This is a genomic window from Photobacterium atrarenae (genome assembly GCF_024380015.1).
GTDB classification, from domain to species: domain Bacteria; phylum Pseudomonadota; class Gammaproteobacteria; order Enterobacterales; family Vibrionaceae; genus Photobacterium; species Photobacterium atrarenae.
Genome location: NZ_CP101508.1, coordinates 1,983,669 through 1,996,121, shown reverse-complemented (window position 1 = coordinate 1,996,121; position 12,453 = coordinate 1,983,669). Strand labels below are relative to the sequence as shown.

Below are 12,453 nucleotides of genomic sequence, written 5' to 3'. Positions count from 1 at the left end.
ATCGCGGTCGGTCAGCGCCATCACAAGCGGAGACCGACCACCACTAATTCGAACAACAGGGACATGGCTGAAAGGGTGGGGCGCAAGGGAGTGGGATCAGCACGGTTGGTCACCAACTTTGGCATCCGGTTGTACCTCGGTCATTGAATGGATTGCGCATTGACTGTGCGACATTGACGAAAGGGTAAGATGATGATGTTCAATAAAAATAAGCTTCTACCAATTTTTACGGCAGTCAGCCTGGCTGTTGCTGCGCCTGCAGCGCTGGCCAAGAACTTCAAGATGGCGCTGGGGGATGCTGCCGGCGGGACCCAGTGGGAGATGGGGAGTAAGTTTGCCGAACTGCTGGATAAGAAAACCAACGGCAAGATGACGGTGGATCTGTTCCCCAACGGGCAACTCGGCAATGAGCAGGATACGGTCAACAATGCAGCGATTGGCCTGCTGGACTTTTCTGTGCTGGCGATTAATAACGTGACGCCGTTTTCACCCAGTGTCGGTCTGCTCACCATGCCTTATGTGATTCAGAGCGCAGATGAAGCCAAGTTGCTGACCCAGGGCGAGATTGGTCAGGAGCTGGTGGAAAATACTATCCGGGATGCCGGGGTGCGCATTATCGGCTGGGCCTATTCCGGGTTCCGGGTGTTGACCAACTCCAAACGTCCGGTTAAATCTCCCGAGGATCTCAAAGGCTTGGTGATCCGTGTGCCGCGCAATGAAATCATGATCTCAGCCTATCAGGCCTGGGGCGTGAACCCGACACCGATGGCCTGGTCTGAAACCTTCACTGGATTGCAACAGGGCGTGGTCGACGGCCAGGACAATCCGTATATCACCATTCATGCGATGAAATTCAACGAAGTCCAGAAGTACGTGACCAATATTCGCTACATCTTCTCGCTGGAGCCGTTGATTGTCAGTGAATCAATTTTCCAATCACAATCGCCGCAGATGCAGCAAACCATCCTGGCGGCTGGCAAAGAAGCGACCGAATACAGCTTTAACTACCTCCAGACGACCGAGCAGAAAATCCGCGATGAGCTGGCGGCCAAGGGGATGGTCTTTACCGATCCGGCCAACGGCGAGCAGGCCTGGATTGAGAAAGTGACCGAGACGGTCTGGCCGAAATTCTATGCCAGCATCGGCGGCAAAGAAAAACTCGATACCGCGTTGGCTGTGTTGGGGCGCTAATCCAACCGCTGTCTGTGCTGCCCGCCGCTGATGTAACACCGGGCGGGCAGCCGGTTGTCTATTCCGGAGGCCATATGTCTGCAATGCACACAGTGCGCAAGCACCTGAATAACATTGAAGAATACACCTGCTGTTTACTGCTGGCGGCGTTTGTTCTGCTGCTGTTTACTCAGATCCTGGTTCGTCAGTTGTTTCAATACTCGATCCCCTGGGGCGATGAAGTCGCAACCTATATGTTTGTCTGGTTCGCCTATCTGGGCGCCGTGGTTGCGGCCAAGATGTCGGCCCATAACCGGGTCAGCTTTCACTTTAAGTTCTTTCCGCCGGTGGTGCGCACGGTTTGTGAAGTGTCCGCCGACATGATTTGGGTGGCGTTCAATCTTTATTTTGTCTATCTCAGCTATGACTTTGTTTTTAATAAAATGAACCTGTTCTGGAAGTCACAGACGACCGGGATCCCGATGAAGTATTTCTATTTGATCCTGCCGATTGCCTTTTCCCTGATGACCATCCGGATCCTGTGGAACAACTACGAGCGCCTGTTCCTGGGCAAAGAGGCCAGTGATCCGGAAACCCTGCAGCTGAAAAAACTGCAACAGCGCCAGCAGCATGCGAGCCGCCAAGCGGCGGCGCAGTAACGGGCCAAGGAGGAGGAAATTATCATGGAAGATTACTTAACCCTGATTTTGTTTGGCGGCTTTCTGCTGATGCTGATTTTAGGCGCGCCGATCACTGTCTCGCTGGCCGGGGCATCCATGGCGGCTTATCTGATCCTGGACAAGAACCCGATTGCGTTGGTGCAAATTGCGTTTACCTCGGTTGGTAACTTTCCGCTGATGGCCCTGCCGGCGTTTGTGCTGGCGGGGGCGCTGATGGAGGCAGCCGGGATTTCGAAACGGCTGGTGGATATTGCAGAAAGCCTGGCCGGGCCGGTCACCGGCGGACTTGGCGCCGCAACCGTGTTCGCCTGTCTGTTTTTCGGTGCAATTTCCGGCTCCGGGCCGGCAACGACTGCGGCGGTGGGAATGCTGATGGTCCCGGCGATGGTCAAGCGGGACTATGAACGCAGCTATGCGTCGGCAGTAACCGCGGCATCCGGCGGGCTGGGGATTATTATTCCGCCGTCGATCCCGATTGTGATATTCGGCATCTCAGCCATGGGCCTGATGCCGCCGCCGGAAGCGGTCGCGCAGCACGGCCAGTTTGCTTCGCTGTCGATCCCGAAACTGTTTGTTGCCGGGGTGATCCCGGGGCTGCTGATGGCTTCTACCCTGATCCTGACCAACTATCTGATCGCGAAAAAACGCGGTTACAAAGGACTGACTGAAACCTGGTCGGTGTCAGATATCAAGGCAACAGTGAAGCGGGGAACCTGGTCGATTCTGGCGCCGTTTCTGATCCTCGGCGGGATCTACAGCGGGATGTTCACCCCGACGGAATCGGCCATTGTGGCAATCTTCTACTCGCTGTTTGTTGGCTTTTTCCTCCATCGCGAGCTGTCGGTCAAGAGTATTTTCACGTCGCTGACCACGACAACCTGGATCACCGGGCGGGTATTGCTGATCCTGTTTGCTGCAACCGTGTTTGGTCGGTTGTTGATTGAGCAGCAGATCCCGGTGGTGGTTGCGGAATCGTTGCTCAGCCTGACTGAGAATATGTACCTGGTCTGGGCGCTGACCATCATGCTGCTGCTGTTTGTCGGCATGTTTATGGAGACCCTGGCGGCGATCATGATTATCGTGCCGGTGCTGCTGCCGATCATGTATATGCTGGGGGCTGATCCGACCCATGTCGGTGTGGTGGTGGTGTGTGCTTTATCGATTGGTTTTGCCACCCCGCCGCTTGGTGAGAACATCTTCGTTGCGTCAGGGATTGGCGGCTCAAGCGTGGAGCAAATTACCGCCCGGATCCACCCGTTCGTCGTTGCCTCGGTGATTGGTGTGTTCCTGGTGGCATTCTTTCCGCAACTGTCGTTGTGGCTACCGTCCATGGTGGGGTATTGATGAACAATCATTTTGAGGAAGAAGTCATGCGTAAGATGACGACGAAAATGGTGCTGGGTCTGGCGGCGTTGTTGGCCGTGGTGTTCGCGTCGATTGTCTGGGCCAATCAGGCCACCGTCGAGCACATCATTTCTAAAGATGAGCGCCGTGCTATGACCTTGCTGGATAAAGCGGTGAAGCATGTTGAGAAATATGGGCCAGAGGTGGTAACCGACTTCAACACCAATCCGAAATTCTTCGACCGTGAGTTGTACGTTTATGCGGTCCGGGTGGACGGGCAGTTTCTGGCCAGCGGCGGGTCGTCGACCGTGCTGGCCGGCGAAACGGTGCTGGACACGGTGGATGTGTACGGGAAACCTTTTTTTCGTGAGATGATCACCACCGCCGTTGAAGCAGGAAAAGGGAGCATTGAATACCACTGGACCAGCCCGGTCGACAGCCGGGGTGAGCCCAAACATACCCTCTTTATGCGAGTGGGGGATGTGATTGTAGCCGTCGGATATCACCGTCAGCCATGACCAGCGGAATTGCCCGAGTGAAGCGGTGAGTCAGAGGCTGGTTGAACTGATACTCAATCAGCGTGGCAGGTTGCTACGCTGATTCAGTATGTCCGTTTAAGGCGCTTGTTGGTTCGGTTGCACCGGCTGTGAAGGGTTGTGCTAGGGATGGATCCGGATGGGCGTACCGTCGACAACATAGCTGGCTATTTCCCGGATTTGCTTGTTGTTGACTGCAATACAACCACGGGTCCAGTCAACGCCCTGGTAGACCAGTGGCATATTCTTGCCGTTTGGGAGGCCGTGGATGAAAATGTCGCCACCCGGGTTGACCCCTTGCTGACGGGCACGGTCTCTGTCTTGCTCGTTTGGGTAATCAATGTGTAGGCTCAGGTGAAACTTACTATTTCGATTACGAAAATCGATGGTATACAGGCCTTCCGGGGTTCGATAATCGCCCTGATATTGTTTATGCCCAACGGGTCGTTTACCCAGACTGATGGGGTATTCTTTGAGGACTTGATTATCTTTAATCAGAAATAGCTTTCTTTCTGCTTTTTTGACCAACACCAGGTCGGCGATAGGTAGAGCACTGAAAGCGAGGACACTGTTTGAAAATAGCGCGAATAAAATAACTAATAATGTTTTCATTTTCTTATTAATATATAAGTCAATTGTTTTGTTTTAAATTGAACTGGCATTTGTTTTTTGAAATTAAGATGCAAAATATGCGTATTCATCCCTGAGCGTAAATGCTGTCCTCCCGAAATGATGCCGTGATTACTAGTGATTTTTTAGCGTCTTGACATTGCCCTGACAAAGCTGACTTTAATCAATGCCGGATGAGGGATCAACTTAAAACAGTGTGCAAAACAGGTGATATTGGTCCCATTTTAACCGGCTTTATTTCAACATCTTGATCTGCAATTAGTATTTTTTTACACCAATACTTGCATTTTTATGCGTCATTTATTTGTCGTCAAAATGTTGTCGTTGCTGGTTTTTAATTTTCATTAAAAATAGCAAAGCAAACATCTAAATTGTTTGATTGTTTAGTCTATGATGTCTTTTTTATTATGCATTCTTGAGTTTAAACTCAGTTTTTTGATAAATGTATCTACAAAGATTTTGGTGCTGTTTTATACAAGAGTGATTGACGGGATTTTATTGTTAATATTTTTGTTTGTTATGGATAAGAAAGTCCTCACAAACTCGAAGGGTTGAAAAATGGCAGTCGGCTTATCCGGTAAAGCCGACTGCGAGCGATGGGGCGTGACATGTGGGGGACTTGTGAAGGCGTTTATTGAAGTCAGGCACCGGCTGTGCTTTCCTTCAAACCTATCTTGCCAGCATCATTTCGTACTCGACCATCATGTCCGGCATCCCCAGTCGCTGGACATAGCGCAGGGTACCGGTAGCCGGTTTGACGGCGACATCGGCCAGGTACTCTTCCCAGACACTCGCGATGTCGCTGAACTGTTCAGGGGTGACATCGTTGGTAAACGTCCAGTCGGTTCGAATGATGTCGTCGCGGCTGAATCCGGCTTCCTGGATCAGGTTGTCAATCTGATCCAGGATCAGCCGGGTTTGGGAAACCGGATCATCCGGGAACTGAGTGATAAATTCCGGATTGCAGTCCGCATGGCCGGTCACGAAAAAGATCTCATCAAACTCACTCAGTTTCAGCCCCCAGCTGAAAGCATTGCGAAAATCCGGCATGTGCGGGTTATGGAAGGCTTGTTTCTTACTCATCATTCGCTCCTTGTTTTTCAATCGCTTAACCTGTGCCTTCAGTGTGTGGTTTTTGCGGTGGATCGTCTAATGAATCATCACCATGGTATTGATAGCTCAGCGGCATAAGTGATGCTGTGTGCTGAGAAACGGGGGCGGGGGGCTGGAAAGTGCCGGAAAACCCTCCAGCCCGGAGCGAGATGAACCATAATTTAACTTTGTTCATATCTGCATGAGAGTTTCATGAAGGGGTGATCTGGCTCTCGCGGTGGTTAAGTGAGTCGGGCGAGAAGGGGGAGCAATGGGTGAACTCGCAGTCGATCTGGCAAGATTTCAATTTGCCTTCACGGTGTCATTTCATATTATTTTTCCGGCGTTTACGATTGGCCTTGCCAGTTATCTGGCGGTTCTGGAAGGCCTGTATCTGAAGACGGGCCAGCAAAAATATATCGAGCTCTATCAATACTGGATCAAGATATTTGCCATCAGCTTCGGGATGGGGGTCGTGAGCGGGATTGTGATGAGTTATCAGTTCGGGACCAACTGGAGCGTTTTTGCGGACAAAACCGGGCCGGTGCTCGGGCCGCTACTGGGATACGAAGTCTTCACGGCTTTTTTTCTCGAAGCTGGCTTTTTGGGTGTGATGCTGTTCGGGATGAACCGGGTCGGAAGACGGTTGCACTTTATGGCCACGGTGATTGTGGCGATCGGCACTTTGCTTTCGGCGTTCTGGATCCTGTCGGCAAACAGCTGGATGCAGACACCAGCCGGATACGGTATGAATACGCAAGGTCAGTTTATTCCCGAAGACTGGTGGGCGGTCGTCTTTAATCCTTCCTTCCCGTACCGGTTAACCCATATGGTGTTAGCAGCCTTCCTGACGACGGCTTTTGTGGTGGGTGGGGTCGGTGCTTATCATTTATTGCGCTCTCAGAAAAATCATCTGGCGCGAACCATGTTTTCCATGGCGATGTGGATGGCAGCGATTGTGACGCCCATCCAGGTGATTGTCGGCGACTTGCATGGCCTCAATACCCTGGCGCATCAGCCGGCAAAAGTGGCGGCGATGGAAGGGCATTTCGAGACCCATGAAGGCGCGCCGTTGATCCTGTTCGGACTGCCGGATCAGGCAAATAAGACCGTAGATTATCAGGTGTCGATTCCGTACCTCGGGAGTCTGATCCTGACCCATTCCTTTACCGGCGAAGTGAAAGGGCTGGATGCCTTCCCTGAGGAAGATCATCCCCCGGTGGCGATCGTCTTCTGGAGTTTTCGCATCATGGTAGCCCTCGGCTTTCTGATGTTGGCGGTTGGTCTGGTCAGCCTGTGGCTGCGCAAGAAAAAAGAGCTGTACCATGCCGACTGGTTTCACCGCTGCTGTGTGGTGATGGCACCGTCCGGGTTTATCGCCATTCTCTGTGGCTGGATCACCACCGAAGTGGGTCGCCAGCCTTTCACTGTGTATGGATTGTTACGCACCGCCGATTCGATTTCTCCGGTTAATGCCGCTGCGGTCAGTGTGTCTCTGGCGGCGTTTGTGGTGGTCTACTTTACCGTGTTCGGGGCGGGCTTTTACTATCTCTTGCGACTGATGCGCAAATCACCCACCAAGTACGAGCGCCCACTTGATAGTGACACCGTCACCTCAACGACCCACTCAAATCTCTAGGAGGCCGTATGGATTATGCATTGATCTGGTACATGCTGATTGCCATCGCGGTGTTTGCTTATGTTGCGCTGGATGGATTCGACTTAGGGATCGGGATCTTGTTTCTCGGCGGTGAGTCGGTTCAGGAGCGGGATCTGATGATGAACAGTGTTGCGCCGGTCTGGGATGGCAATGAAACCTGGCTGGTGCTGGGTGGTGGCGGCTTGTTTGCCGTCTTTCCACTGGCCTATTCCGTGGTGATGCCGGCGCTGTATGCGCCCTTGATCATGATGCTACTGGGACTGATCTTCCGTGGTGTGGCATTTGAGTATCGCTTTCGTACCCATCGCGGCCAATTCCTGTGGGACAGCTCCTTTTTCATCGGTTCGCTGATTGCCACGTTTACCCAGGGGATGATGTTGGGGACTTTGTTGCAAGGGATCGCCGTGGTGGATCGGCAGTACAGCGGCGGCTGGTTTGACTGGTTTACGCCGTTTACTGTGTTTTGCGGATTGGTGACGGTTGCCGCCTACACCTTGTTAGGTGCCTGCTGGCTGTTGATCAAGTTGCCAAAGCCTTATCATCGCCGTTATTACGTGACGGCCAAGCGCTGCGCACTGATCATGGTGGTGATGGTGGCGATCCTCAGCCTCTGGCTGCCGATCTCCAATCATGAAATCGCAGCGCGGTGGTTCTCGTTTCCGCAAGCTTTGCTGTTTTTACTGATCCCGGCTGGCTCTGGCTACCTGGTTTATTTGCTGTTCAAAGATCTGATCGAGCATAAACCGGTGAAGGCCTATCTGGCGAGCCTGGGGCTGTTTTTCCTCGCTTCGCTGGGGTTTGGGGTCAGTACCTATCCTTACATTGTGCCGCATAGCCTGACGTATGCAGAAGCTGCGGCGCCGGATACCAGCCTGAAGTTCCTGTTAACCGGAACCGTGTTCCTGCTGCCGTTGATCATCGCCTATACCGCTTATTCTTATTGGGTGTTCCGCGGTCGGCTCAAAGAAGGGGAGGGGTATCATTAAATGCTTAATCCGTGCCTCAAACGCTGGCTGTGGTTTCTGGCCCTGTGGGCCGGCGGAGTCGTGGCCTTGCTGCTGATGGCGATGTTGATCCGCTGGGCGTTGCCCGGGATGTAGATGCTTGGGAAGTTGCTGTCTGAGACTCAGTTGCTTTGGATTAAGTTGCCTTAGATTTGGTGGCGTGGATTAAGCCGTCCGGGACTGGGCTACAGTGGCTTTGGCAAGTGGTCACCAACTGCCATTAAGCGATGAAAGCCAAAAGAATGGAGGCCGCGGCCTCCATTGATGTTTCTACGCTAAGTCAGTGTGTCGTTCTGACTCGTTTCTTGTTCAAGCCGTGGCTTAGCCAAGCAGGAGCATGGCCGTCGGGATCGCTAGGAATAGGCTCAGCATGGTTCGGATCAGCCAGATGATCACCAGTTTCGCTACCGTCAGTGGGATCCGGGTTGCCAGGATGCACGGGATCGAGGCCGAGAAAAACAGCACTGATGAGACACAGACGACACCGGCGGCAAAGCGGGCGATATCGCTGGCTTCGGTCATCAGCAGCGCAGGAAGGAACATTTCAGCCAGGCCGGCGGCGCTGGCACGCGCCAAAGCCATGCCATCTTCCAGTCCCCAAATCATCGTTATCGGATAAAACACCATCCCCAGCCAGTCAAACACCGGGGTGTATTTGGCAACCAGCAGCCCGATCAGGCCGACTGACATGATGGACGGCAGGATACTGATGGTCATGATCAGGCCATCTTTGAAGTTCTCGAGAATACTTTTGCTCAGGCTTGGCGCCTTTTCGGCCACGGTCAAACCGGTCTCCAGCGCGGTTTTGATTCGGTTGCCCGGCTCGCATTCCGGCTCACGGTGCTGCGCGTGATTATCCATGGTCGAGAGTGGTGGGATCCGCACAGTGATTGCGGTGACGATAAAGGTGATCAGCAGCGTCGCCCAGAAATAAACATTCCAGATGTCCATCAGACCCAGCGTCTTCGCCACGATAATCATAAAGGTCGCGGAGACGGTCGAGAAACCGGTCGCAATAATGGCCGCTTCCCGCGCAGAGTACTGCCCGGCGGTATACACCCGGTTGGTGATCAGCAGACCAATCGAATAGCTGCCGACAAAGGATGCCACGGCATCAATGGCTGAGCGGCCCGGCGTGCGCCAAATAGGTTGCATCAGCTTCTGGACCAGGATCCCGATGGCCTCCAGCAAGCCGTAGCTGACCAGAAACGCCAGGAAAACGGAGCCGATGGGTACGATCAGGCCCACGGAGATCACCAGCTTGTTGAACAAGAACGGTAGCATATCCGGAGATTGCAGCGCCGCCGGTCCGGTGCCGGTGATGGCAAAAATTCCGGCGACCACCCCGAGCCATTTCAGGCCCAGAAAGACAGTATCCGTGGTACTTTGACGCCAGGATTTGGTGATCAGTGGATAAATGGCGCCTGCAAGGATCATCGCCATCGCGTACCAACTGGTCCCGCTGCCGAGCCCGCTTTTGAGCAGACTGACCAGATGATCCAGCGGAATACTGGTTTTGCCGTTGAAGCTGATCGGAATAAAAAAGATAAATACACCCAGTGCACTGAGTCCGAATAGCCGGAAGTAGTGCAGCCCTTGTCCCTGTGTTACAGATTTGGAATTTTCCATCAGTCGTCCCTCCATAGTTTACTGATAGAAATGTATATACAAAAACGCAATCTTGTTATCAATCTGTTTTGTTTATGTGATCGGTGTGACTAAAAAAGCACTTATCCCTGCGTTTTAAAGGGTGGTACATTAGGCAATTGGCTTTATTTGTATAGATTGTTTAGCAAAGGGATGATTGCAAATGAATGTGAATTGCCATTGCGGAAATGTTCAGATCTCGGCTGCATCTGTGCCGGATGAGGTTGCGCAGTGTAATTGCTCGATTTGTCGCCGTTATGCGGCGTCCTGGGCTTATTACACGCCGCAGGAGGTCACGGTAGAGTTTAAACAGGAAAAATCGGTCCATTACATCTGGGGCGATAAAGAAGTCGAGTTCCACCGTTGTCGGTTGTGCGGCTGTATCACCCACTATGTCACCACGCCGGAATGTGATGCCGATATATTTGCTATCAACATGCAAATGGCAGAGCCGGAATTGCTCAGCACCATCCCGGTGCGGAAAATCGATGGGGCCAGCTATTAAGTGTGGGTTTGAAGCATTGACTAAGCATGATTTCATCATTCGAACATATGCTGCGGATGACTTTTCCGATATCCAGCATATCTACGCACTGTGTAAACCTGATGAGTTCGCCCATGAAGCGGTGAAAATAAAAACTCGTGCTCTGACGGATGATCCGATGCGCTTGGCGCAGTTCACGAACTCCGATGTTTATGTCATGGAGATGCACAAAAGCATCGCTGGCTTTATCACGGTATCCAATCAAGAGATTGGCTGGTTATACGTTCATCCCGAATGTCGCCGGTTGGGGCTGGGGCGTGCTTTATTAGCGCATGTCATGACTTTGTCTCAAGGCCGGGCACTGACGTTAAATATCGTCAAGTCCAATCGCCCGGCACTCGGCCTGTATCTGAAGTATCAGTTTAAAGTGGTGGATGAATTTGTGGCTCAGGTGAATGGCCAGCCAGTGGAAGTGCTGGAAATGAGCTGGTAGATGACTGGCGGGGAGGTTATTTTAAATCGTGAAAATGAATTTTTACTGGAGACACGCCATGGACAAGGCAGTACAAATCCGATTCAACGATTATCCGGCAGCCGTTCAACCTTTACTCGATAATTTACGGTCGCTGATTTATCAAATCGCTGAGGAATATGCGTTGGGGGAAGTTGAGGAAACGCTCAAGTGGGGAGAGCCGAGTTATACCGTCACTGCTGGGAGCCCTGTGCGTATCGACTGGAAACTGAAAACGCCGCACCACTATTACCTCTTCTTTAACTGCCAAACCAAGCTGGTGGATACTTTTCGGGAGCTGTACGGTGAAGCGTTGGTGTTTCAGGGAAACCGGGCGATTGTACTCAATGTCGCTGAGCCGCTGCCTGAGCCCGTGCTCAAGCATTGTCTTCAGCTGGCGATGACTTACCACAAGATCAAGCACCAGCCGCTTTTGGGGGCATCCCCATTAAATATCGATTGATTCCTGTTCTTGCTGTTAACCTCGAAAATATAATACTGGATGCTTAATGGTGGCTATGTGCGCTGTGGTATATTAGCGATGTTGATAAACCACTTAGCGTTGGAAAAATACTGGAATGTTTTGGCTTCAACGCATTTTTCGACTTAAACCTAGAGTCAAGGAGGGCTACTCAGATGAAGAAACTCATCAGTTCCGGATCTCACCTGGAAAAACCAATTGGGTTTTCACGTGCCTGCCGGATTGGCAATCAAATTGCAGTTGCCGGTACCGCACCCATTAAAGAGGGTGGCACTGCTTTCCCCGGAGATGTTTATAACCAGACCAAATATTGTCTGGAAATCTCACTGAAAGCGCTCGAAGAAGCAGGCGGTAAGGCGGAGGATGTGATCCGAACCCGAATGATGTTGACCGATATTACGCGCTGGGAAGAAGCGGCCAGGGCACATGGTGAGCTGTTTTCTGCGATCCGTCCGGCTTGCACTTTCGTTGAAGTGAAAGGGTTTATAGATCCTGCCTGGCTGGTGGAAACAGAGTTGGATGCAGTGATATCGCTGGACGACTCACTCTGAAACCAGGGCAGGTGCCTGCGGGGATTGCTTCGTTGGTGGATGTCGAAACGACCAATTCTATGTCCCCAAGCTAGCATGTTGAAGTTGCTTTTTGGGGGCTGAACACCACGATACTGTTTGTATATACAGTGTTCTGATGTATGATTAACCGCTGAACAAGGAGTGATCAATCATGACATTAAATATTGTTGAACAATTACCCAGTGCAGAACTGTTCTGTGCATTGCGCGTGAAAGCCGGCCTCTCCGCAAAATCCCTGCAAGCGGCGACCATCGGATTACCGAATTCCTTGTATGGTGTTTCAATTTACGATGGCGAAGCCCTCATCGCGATGGGGCGTGTGGTCGGTGACGGCGCTTGTAATTTTGAGGTGGTGGATGTTGCAGTGGACCCTCAGTATCAGGGGCAAGGGTTGGGGCGCCAAATCATGGCACATATTGACAGCTATCTGGCCTCTGTAGCCCTTGAAGGTTCTTATGTCTCTATGATTGCGGACGAACCTGTGTTTTATGAAAAACTGGGCTACAGAATGGTCGCGCCGTCGAGCCATGGGATGACGAAGAAGTTTAAGCCAAGCCTTCAACCGTCTTGAGGTGATTGACGGCATTAAGGCAGCCTGAGAACAGAGAAAAAACAGCCAGCGAGATGCTGGCTGTTTTTTCA

General features: G+C 52.0%; 13 protein-coding genes and 1 pseudogene. 11 read left to right on the top strand and 3 right to left on the bottom strand.

From position 1 onward, the window contains the following. Positions 1–192 precede the first annotated feature (192 nt). The 4 genes and pseudogenes from NNL38_RS09510 to NNL38_RS09495 all read left to right on the top strand — a co-directional run. Positions 193–1,191 carry a TRAP transporter substrate-binding protein gene (locus NNL38_RS09510; protein ID WP_255390609.1) on the top strand — a complete coding sequence of 333 codons (999 nt, stop codon included), beginning with the start codon at positions 193–195 and terminating at the stop codon, positions 1,189–1,191. A gap of 74 nt (positions 1,192–1,265) precedes the next feature. Continuing rightward, positions 1,266–1,829, top strand: a complete 564-nt coding sequence (locus tag NNL38_RS09505) for a TRAP transporter small permease (protein WP_255387810.1) — start codon at positions 1,266–1,268, stop codon at positions 1,827–1,829. Positions 1,830–1,853: 24 nt separating this feature from the next. Next, positions 1,854–3,194, top strand: a complete 1,341-nt coding sequence (locus tag NNL38_RS09500; RefSeq protein WP_255387809.1) for a TRAP transporter large permease — start codon at positions 1,854–1,856, stop codon at positions 3,192–3,194. A gap of 122 nt (positions 3,195–3,316) precedes the next feature. Continuing rightward, positions 3,317–3,700 (top strand): annotated as a pseudogene (locus NNL38_RS09495) (cache domain-containing protein); the annotation flags it as partial. Between the two features lie 153 nt (positions 3,701–3,853). Here the strand turns inward: NNL38_RS09495 and NNL38_RS09490 are convergent. Then, positions 3,854–4,342, bottom strand: coding sequence for a L,D-transpeptidase family protein (locus NNL38_RS09490; protein WP_255387808.1), 489 nt, complete (start codon positions 4,340–4,342; stop codon positions 3,854–3,856). A 687-nt stretch (positions 4,343–5,029) separates the two neighbouring features. After that, complete coding sequence (locus NNL38_RS09485; protein ID WP_255387807.1) at positions 5,030–5,443, bottom strand: RidA family protein; 414 nt, start codon at positions 5,441–5,443, stop codon at positions 5,030–5,032. 280 nt (positions 5,444–5,723) lie between these two features. Here NNL38_RS09485 and NNL38_RS09480 point away from each other — a divergent pair, with 280 nt between their 5' ends. Both NNL38_RS09480 and cydB read left to right on the top strand, forming a co-directional pair. Beyond that, on the top strand, positions 5,724–7,091 hold the full coding sequence (locus NNL38_RS09480) for a cytochrome ubiquinol oxidase subunit I (protein WP_255387806.1): 1,368 nt from the start codon (positions 5,724–5,726) through the stop codon (positions 7,089–7,091). Positions 7,092–7,099: 8 nt separating this feature from the next. After that, positions 7,100–8,098, top strand: coding sequence for a cytochrome d ubiquinol oxidase subunit II (cydB, locus tag NNL38_RS09475; protein ID WP_255387805.1), 999 nt, complete (start codon positions 7,100–7,102; stop codon positions 8,096–8,098). 339 nt (positions 8,099–8,437) lie between these two features. On the opposite strand, the gene NNL38_RS09470 is transcribed toward cydB, so the two are convergent. After that, complete coding sequence (locus NNL38_RS09470; RefSeq protein ID WP_255387804.1) at positions 8,438–9,745, bottom strand: YjiH family protein; 1,308 nt, start codon at positions 9,743–9,745, stop codon at positions 8,438–8,440. A 181-nt stretch (positions 9,746–9,926) separates the two neighbouring features. On the opposite strand from NNL38_RS09470, the gene NNL38_RS09465 reads away from it, so the two are divergent. The 5 genes from NNL38_RS09465 (at position 9,927) to NNL38_RS09445 (ending at position 12,382) form a co-directional block, all read left to right on the top strand. Beyond that, positions 9,927–10,268 carry a GFA family protein gene (locus NNL38_RS09465; RefSeq protein ID WP_255387803.1) on the top strand — a complete coding sequence of 114 codons (342 nt, stop codon included), beginning with the start codon at positions 9,927–9,929 and terminating at the stop codon, positions 10,266–10,268. Continuing rightward, the gene (locus tag NNL38_RS09460; protein ID WP_255387802.1) at positions 10,252–10,740 is read left to right on the top strand and encodes a GNAT family N-acetyltransferase; all 489 of its coding nucleotides are present in this window, start codon (positions 10,252–10,254) and stop codon (positions 10,738–10,740) included. The genes NNL38_RS09465 and NNL38_RS09460 overlap by 17 nt, the downstream gene beginning before the upstream one ends. Before the next feature lie 58 nt (positions 10,741–10,798). Next, a complete protein-coding gene (locus NNL38_RS09455; RefSeq protein WP_255387801.1) occupies positions 10,799–11,221 on the top strand; it encodes a DUF1801 domain-containing protein in 423 nt (140 codons plus the stop codon). A gap of 173 nt (positions 11,222–11,394) precedes the next feature. After that, positions 11,395–11,790 (top strand): RidA family protein, encoded by a 396-nt coding sequence (locus tag NNL38_RS09450; protein ID WP_255387800.1) that lies wholly within the window; start codon positions 11,395–11,397, stop codon positions 11,788–11,790. A gap of 172 nt (positions 11,791–11,962) precedes the next feature. Continuing rightward, positions 11,963–12,382 (top strand): GNAT family N-acetyltransferase, encoded by a 420-nt coding sequence (locus tag NNL38_RS09445; protein WP_255387799.1) that lies wholly within the window; start codon positions 11,963–11,965, stop codon positions 12,380–12,382. The last annotated feature ends 71 nt before the right edge of the window (positions 12,383–12,453 follow it).

Excerpts from the sequence above, each read along its gene's own strand:
- NNL38_RS09470 (WP_255387804.1), bottom strand. The coding sequence starts at position 9,745 with ATGGAAAATTCCAAATCTGTAACACAGGGACAAGGGCTGCACTACTTC.
- NNL38_RS09460 (WP_255387802.1), top strand. The coding sequence starts at position 10,252 with ATGGGGCCAGCTATTAAGTGTGGGTTTGAAGCATTGACTAAGCATGAT.
- NNL38_RS09505 (WP_255387810.1), top strand. The coding sequence starts at position 1,266 with ATGTCTGCAATGCACACAGTGCGCAAGCACCTGAATAACATTGAAGAA.
- NNL38_RS09490 (WP_255387808.1), bottom strand. The coding sequence starts at position 4,342 with ATGAAAACATTATTAGTTATTTTATTCGCGCTATTTTCAAACAGTGTC.
- NNL38_RS09450 (WP_255387800.1), top strand. The coding sequence starts at position 11,395 with ATGAAGAAACTCATCAGTTCCGGATCTCACCTGGAAAAACCAATTGGG.
- NNL38_RS09510 (WP_255390609.1), top strand. The coding sequence starts at position 193 with ATGATGTTCAATAAAAATAAGCTTCTACCAATTTTTACGGCAGTCAGC.
- NNL38_RS09455 (WP_255387801.1), top strand. The coding sequence starts at position 10,799 with ATGGACAAGGCAGTACAAATCCGATTCAACGATTATCCGGCAGCCGTT.
- NNL38_RS09500 (WP_255387809.1), top strand. The coding sequence starts at position 1,854 with ATGGAAGATTACTTAACCCTGATTTTGTTTGGCGGCTTTCTGCTGATG.
- NNL38_RS09445 (WP_255387799.1), top strand. The coding sequence starts at position 11,963 with ATGACATTAAATATTGTTGAACAATTACCCAGTGCAGAACTGTTCTGT.
- NNL38_RS09485 (WP_255387807.1), bottom strand. The coding sequence starts at position 5,443 with ATGAGTAAGAAACAAGCCTTCCATAACCCGCACATGCCGGATTTTCGC.
- cydB (WP_255387805.1), top strand. The coding sequence starts at position 7,100 with ATGGATTATGCATTGATCTGGTACATGCTGATTGCCATCGCGGTGTTT.
- NNL38_RS09480 (WP_255387806.1), top strand. The coding sequence starts at position 5,724 with ATGGGTGAACTCGCAGTCGATCTGGCAAGATTTCAATTTGCCTTCACG.
- NNL38_RS09465 (WP_255387803.1), top strand. The coding sequence starts at position 9,927 with ATGAATGTGAATTGCCATTGCGGAAATGTTCAGATCTCGGCTGCATCT.